This is a genomic window from Brachybacterium sp. HMSC06H03 (assembly GCF_001807385.1).
Classification (GTDB): Bacteria; Actinomycetota; Actinomycetes; order Actinomycetales; family Dermabacteraceae; genus Brachybacterium; species Brachybacterium conglomeratum.
Window position 1 is genome coordinate 1 of the sequence record NZ_KV788872.1, and the last position, 1,083, is coordinate 1,083.

The following is a 1,083-nucleotide window of genomic DNA, read 5'->3' on the forward strand; positions in this document are numbered from 1 at the left end:
GCGCGGCGCGCGGGGCACGGTCGGCGAGCTCTCCGCCCGGATCGCGGGGGCGATGCCCGGGGCGACGAGCGCGAAGGCGGCGCTCGAGGTCGCCCTCCACGACGCCTGGGCCCGTGCGGCGGGGCGGCCGCTCGTGGAGCTGCTGGGCGGGAGCGCCGAGGAGACGATGCGCAACGACATGACCGTCTCCCTCGAGGAGCCGGCGACCATGGCGCAGCGGGCGCGGGAGGCCGTCGCAGCCGGGTACGAGATCCTGAAGATCAAGCTCGGCCATGACATCGCCGAGGACAGGGAGCGGCTCGCCGCAGTCGTCGAGGCGGCCCCGTCGGCGCGGCTGCGGCTGGATGCGAACCAGGGCTGGCTGCCCGACCAGGCGGTCGAGATCATCACCGGCTTCGCGGCGGACGCACTGCCCGTCGAGCTCGTCGAGCAGCCCGTCGCGGCCGGCGACGTGGAGGGGCTCGCCCGGGTCACCGCCGCGGTGTCCGTGCCGATCATGGCTGACGAGGCCGTGTGGTCGGCGGCCGATGCGCACCGGCTCATCGAGGCGCGGGCCTGCGACCTGCTGAACATCAAGCTCGCCAAGACCGGCGGGCTGCGCGGCGCGATCGAGGTCGCCGAGGCGGCGCGTCGGGCCGGGATCGACTGCATGCTGGGGGCCATGATGGAGCCGCGCATCTCGATCACGGCCGCCGCGCATCTCGCGCTCGCGCACCCGGCGATCACGATGATCGACCTGGACCCGCCGGCCTGGTTCGCCTCCGCGCTGCCCCGCGGCGGGATGGTCCAGGAGCAGGGCGTGCTGCGCCTTTCCGGCGGGCCCGGGCTCGGCCTCGAGCTGCTGCGCCCCCACGAGGACGCCGGGGGAGGTGATCGGTGAGCAGCCAGATGTCCGACCGTCCCCGATCCCTCACGCCCCTCCCCCGTCGGCGCCCCGGCGCCGACCCCCTGAAGGAGATGCCATGACCATCCGCCGACTCCCCGACCTCACCCGACGCGACGGCCTGCGCCTGGCCGCGACCGGCACCGCCGGCCTCGCCGTCGCCTCCCTCGCCGCGCTCGGCCCTGCCTCCGCCGCCCCCG

General features: G+C 75.9%; 1 protein-coding gene. It reads left to right on the forward strand.

Annotation, left to right across the window (positions count from 1 at the left end):
* Positions 1–880 (forward strand): dipeptide epimerase (locus HMPREF3159_RS11550; RefSeq protein WP_070501144.1); only part of this gene is annotated, 880 nt, incomplete at its 5' end.
* Between the last annotated feature and the right edge of the window lie 203 nt (positions 881–1,083).